General features: G+C 44.5%; 4 protein-coding genes. 1 reads left to right on the top strand and 3 read right to left on the bottom strand.

Annotation, left to right across the window (positions count from 1 at the left end; translation table 11 throughout):
• Positions 1 to 985: redox-regulated ATPase YchF (ychF, locus tag PLE34_RS21595; RefSeq protein WP_324560640.1), on the bottom strand; the 985-nt coding region annotated here is incomplete at its 3' end.
• A gap of 314 nt (positions 986 to 1,299) precedes the next feature.
• Between ychF and PLE34_RS21590 the strand changes: the two genes are divergently transcribed.
• Positions 1,300 to 2,538: a spore maturation protein gene (locus PLE34_RS21590; protein ID WP_324560636.1), complete on the top strand. Its 1,239-nt coding sequence runs from the start codon at positions 1,300 to 1,302 to the stop codon at positions 2,536 to 2,538.
• 204 nt (positions 2,539 to 2,742) lie between these two features.
• On the opposite strand, the gene PLE34_RS21585 is transcribed toward PLE34_RS21590, so the two are convergent.
• Positions 2,743 to 3,633, bottom strand: a complete 891-nt coding sequence (locus PLE34_RS21585; protein ID WP_324560633.1) for a sugar phosphate isomerase/epimerase family protein — start codon at positions 3,631 to 3,633, stop codon at positions 2,743 to 2,745.
• 5 nt (positions 3,634 to 3,638) lie between these two features.
• Positions 3,639 to 4,943: a Gfo/Idh/MocA family protein gene (locus tag PLE34_RS21580; RefSeq protein WP_324560630.1), complete on the bottom strand. Its 1,305-nt coding sequence runs from the start codon at positions 4,941 to 4,943 to the stop codon at positions 3,639 to 3,641.
• Positions 4,944 to 5,148 lie beyond the last annotated feature (205 nt).

The raw sequence follows: 5,148 nt of genomic DNA, 5'->3' as shown, positions 1-5,148 counted from the left end.
TGTATTTGATCACTTCCGCACGGATAAAGCCTTTTTCAAAATCGGTATGTATTACACCGGCAGCCTGCGGCGCCAGCATGCCTTTTGTAATGGTCCAGGCCCTTACCTCCTGCACGCCTGCTGTAAAATAAGTAATCAGGTCCAGCAAATGATAGGTAGAGCGGATCAGCCTGGTAACACCGCTTTCCTTTAACCCGATATCTTCCAGGAACATCTGGCGGTCTTCAAAGCTTTCCATTACTGCAATCTCGCTTTCGATGGCGGCGCTAACGTATAATATCTCGGCGTTTTCATCTTTTACCATTTCCTGCACAGCGGCTGTGTGCTTGTTTCCGGTAATTACACTTTTCTCATCTACATTACAAACGTAAATGACGGGCTTAAGCGTAAGCAGAAAAGTATCAGCAATAAATTTCTCCTTATCTTCTTTGCTTACGTTAAATGATCTTGCATTTTTGCCCTGTTCGAGGTGCTGTTTCAGTTGCTGCAGTATCTCCAAACCTCTTACCTGTTCCTTATCGCCGCTGGTGCGGGAAATTTTTTCCGTACGGCTAATTTTTTTCTCTACACTGTCTAAGTCTTTTAGCTGCAGTTCCGTATCAATGATTTCTTTATCTCTTACCGGGTTTACATTCCCGTCCACATGTATCACATTATCATCATCGAAGCAGCGCAGCACATGAATGATGGCATCTGTATTACGGATATTGCCCAGGAACTGGTTTCCCAGTCCTTCCCCTTTGCTGGCGCCTTTTACCAACCCGGCTATATCTACAATTTCAACGGTTGTAGGCACTACTCTTTGCGGGTTCACTAATTTTTCCAGTTCAATAAGCCGCTGATCCGGTACGGTAATTACGCCCACATTGGGTTCTATGGTGCAAAACGGAAAATTGGCCGCCTGCGCCTTGGCGCTGCTTAACGCGTTGAACAACGTTGATTTTCCCACATTGGGCAACCCTACGATACCTGCTTGTAATGCCATGATTGATTTTTAATTGTAAGTCTGGTTGTTTTAGCCCAGCCTTTTTAAAGGCGGCAAAGGTAGCATTACGGAGGGAATTTTCAAATCCGGAGAGAAGAACCAAATAGCAAATAACAAAAATCAAAAAAAATCAAATCCGAAGCCGGAAGCTCTAAATCCGAAGAGAAGAACCAAATGACAAAGAAATTTTAAATTGAAGGCGAAAGTTCGAAACCAGAAACGGGCTGTTAACCATAAACAACAAACTATAAACTCAAAACTTCTCCCAGTCATATCATTTTTTGCAATTTACATTTTACCATTTATCTTCAACTATGGCATTGAATTATATATGGATGGCTTTTTTCCTGCTGGCTTTTGCCATCGCATTTGTAAAATGGGCTTTTTTAGGCGATGCTGAAATATTAAAGCTGCTGGTGGATGGTATATTCAAATCAGCCAATGATGGTTTTGATATTTCCCTGAAATTAGTGGGCATCATGTCGTTGTTCCTGGGCTTTATGAAGATCGGTGAAAAAGCCGGCGCCATTAATTTCCTGTCGCGGCTGGTGGCGCCATTTTTCTCAAAGCTGTTTCCCGAAGTACCCAAAAATCATCCGGCTACGGGGCACATGATGATGAACTTTTCGGCTAACCTGCTGGGCCTGGATAATGCCGCTACCCCTTTTGGTATTAAAGCAATGGAAAGTTTGCAGGAACTGAATCCTGATAAAAATACAGCCAGCAATTCGCAGCTCATGTTTTTGATTTTGCACGCCAGCGGACTTACCCTGATACCCGTAAGCGTAATGGCCATGCGTGCTTCTGTAAAACCTGCTGCGGCCAATCCTACAGATATATTTGTTCCCTGCATGATCGTAACATTTGCGGCAACGATGGCGGCATTGCTGATCGTGTCTTTCCGGCAAAAGATCCGTTTGTTTCAACCGGTAATACTGGCATGGATAGGAGGGATATCTGTATTAATAGCCACTTTGGTATGGTATCTTACTACACTTGACCAGCGCAGCCTGGAAATTTTTTCATCTACACTCAGCAGTGGCATTATCTTACTGATCTTCCTTGCTTTTTTATTGGGCGGATGGAGAAAGAAGATAAATATGTTTGATGCTTTTGTAGAAGGAGCCAAAAGTGGTTTTGAAATTGCCGTGCGTATTATTCCCTACCTCATTGCCATGCTGGTGGCTATAAGTGTACTGCGCAACTCCGGTGTATTTGGATATATTACGGAAGGGTTCCGGCATTTGTTTACCTTGCTGGGCATGAATACTGACTTTGTGGAAGCGCTGCCTACGGCTTTCATGAAACCATTAAGCGGCGCCGGGGCCAGGGGCATGATGGTGGATGCGATGAATACTTACGGCGCCGATTCGTTTATTGGCCGGTTGTCGAGCATTTTCCAGGGCACCAGCGATACTACTTTTTACGTGGTGGCGGTTTATTTTGGCGCCGTTTCTATCAAAAATACCCGCTACGCTATCCCGGTAATGCTGTTAGCCGATCTTGCCGGTGTTATTACCGCTATCGCTGTGGGATATTTGTTCTTCCATTAAAAAGCAATCAGCTATCAGCAGTAAGGCATCAGGTGAGTTATCGCTAACGATAGGATGCATGCTCCTTCTTTAATACTGCCCATAGCTCAAAGCTGATCGCTCTTTCGAATTTCGGATTTGAACCTTCGGATTTAAAATTTGGATTTTATTTGGTTCTTGTAATTTGTTTTTTCAAACCACAAACTATAAACCACAAACCTCCTGCTACCCAAATATCTTATTCATCCGGTCAATGATCACTTTAAGCCTTTCCCTGTCGCCGCCGGGCACTTCTGCCGAAGCCCAGCCATTGTATCCGATTTTTTCAAGGGATTGTATGATTACCGGCCAGTTGTTATCGCCTTCCATCAGCTCCACATCGAAACCTTTCCAAAGCCCTTCATCATTTTGTTTTTTGCGGCTGTATTCTTTCACATCTAATTTCATGATGCGTTTATTCAGCGTTTCAATCCAGTGCTCGGGCCAGCCATAGCGCAGTATATTGCCGATATCAAAATACCAGCCCAGCAAAGGATGGTTGATCTCATCTACATACCTTGCAGCTTCAACAGGGCTGATCAGGAAATTATTCCATACATTTTCAATGGCGATTTTGATGCCGGTCTTTTCAGCATGCGGCAATAGTTTTTTTATCTCTTCCTGGGTACGCTTATAGGCATCGGCATAACTGATGTTTTCATTTACAACGCCGGCTACCAGCAACACGGTGGTGCCGCCATACATTTTGCAATCATTCAGTGATTCAATAACCGAATCGGCGCATTGTTTCCTGATAGCGGGATCGGGATGCGACAGCGGTAATTTCCAATGCTGGGAATTTACCACACCTGGTATTTCCAGCCCTGTTTTTTGTTTTGCATCTAATATTTCGCGATGATCAAATTTGTGCGGCGAGCTGAATTCCACGCCATCGTACCCCAGTTCTTTCAGTAGCTTAAATTTGTCCATTATGGTGTTGCCTTCTTTCACCATTTCAATCTTAAGGCTCTTTTTGATTTTAGGTTTCAGGGCTTTGGGTTCAGCTATGGATGGAACGCCAATAGTTGTTGCCGCCGCAAACAATGCAGTGTTTTTGATAAAATTTCTTCTTTGCATAAATATTATTTGAATGGGGTAAGGCCTGGCATAGCTACTTCAGCTACGGGAATTGACAGGTCGAAGCTATACGTATCTGAGGGTGGTCCTAACTGTTCGGTTGAATTCAATGCGTCCTCCCATGTAATTTTTTTACCGGTATACGCGGCCATTCTGCCCATTATGGCAAGCATGGAACTATGGGCAAGGGCTTCGCCCTGGCTGATGGTATTGCCTTTTCGTATGGCGGCAAATAACTCATTGTGTTCCGTTTGATACATATCATTTTGCTGGCCTTTATATGTCCATACTTTTTTCCCGGTTTTTATTTCATGCAGGTTACGCGAAACATCTGCTATAGCCCTGCCTTTACTGCCCCAGGCTTCTGCCGAATAACCGCCCTGGCATCCTGCCTGCTGGCGGCTGAAGTGATATCCTTTAGCATCGTTGGGATAATCGTAAGTAATAGCAAAATGATCAAAGATATGTCCGTATTTCGGTTCCGTTCTTACCTGTCGGCCGCCGGTGCCGGTGGCGCTAAGTGGCAGTTTGTCGCCGAAAGCCCAGCTCATCATATCAATACTGTGTACTGCCTGTTCTACAATATGATCACCCGAAAGCCAGTTAAAAAAAGGCCAGTTCCTTAGCTGCCATTCGGCAGAAGCGAGCTGCGGATTTTCCGGCTGCCAGCTCCTGTAGGTAGCGCCGGTATTATAGGTATTATATACGGCTGATACCTCGCCGATGGCGCCGTCAACTATTTTTCCGAAAGTGGCTCTTTTAGGCTCATGAAAGCGCCAGCAAAACCCCGAAACAATACTTACGTTTTTTTCTTTTGCTTTTTTTGCGGCTTCCAATATTTTCCGGATGCCGGGGCCGTCAACTGCCGCTGGTTTTTCGCAAAAAATATGTTTGCCAGCTTCTACAGCGGCTTCCAGGTGCAAAGGCCGGAAACCCGGCGGAGTTGCCAGTACCACCACATCCACACCCGATGCCAGCACTTTTTTGTAAGCGTCAAATCCAACATATTGATGTTCGGGACTCACATTCGCCTTGCCGGCATGTATTTCTTTAAGATTGTCAAGGGATTTTTCCAGTTGGTCACTAAATATATCTCCCATAGCATGGAGCACTACATTAGGATCGGCTGATAAAGCCTGGCTGGCTGCCCCGCTGCCCCGGCCGCCGCAGCCAATAAGTCCTACTTTAAGCGTATCCGCATTTGCTTTTTTATATGCAGGGGTAGCATGAATAATATTAAATGGCAATGCGCCTGCCGTAACTGCCATACCCGAAAGTTTGAGGAAGGTTCTTCTTTTCTGATTGCTCATGGGGAATGATAATTTTTAATAAGAACGCAATATAAAATATTATTCCTGAAAATGCGTCCTGCAAAGAAGGGAAAACACATAGACACAATAGAAACATAGGGCACAATAGAAATAATAAGAAAAGCTATGTGTACCTGTGTGCCTATGATCCTATGTTTGTGCCATGCAAGTTCTTTCAAAGATGGAGAAGAGAGTCGTAAAGATT

The organism is Agriterribacter sp. (genome assembly GCF_035445465.1).
GTDB lineage: Bacteria > Bacteroidota > Bacteroidia > Chitinophagales > Chitinophagaceae > Agriterribacter.
Note: the sequence above shows the minus strand (reverse complement) of the source record. Positions and strands in the feature narration are given on the sequence as shown.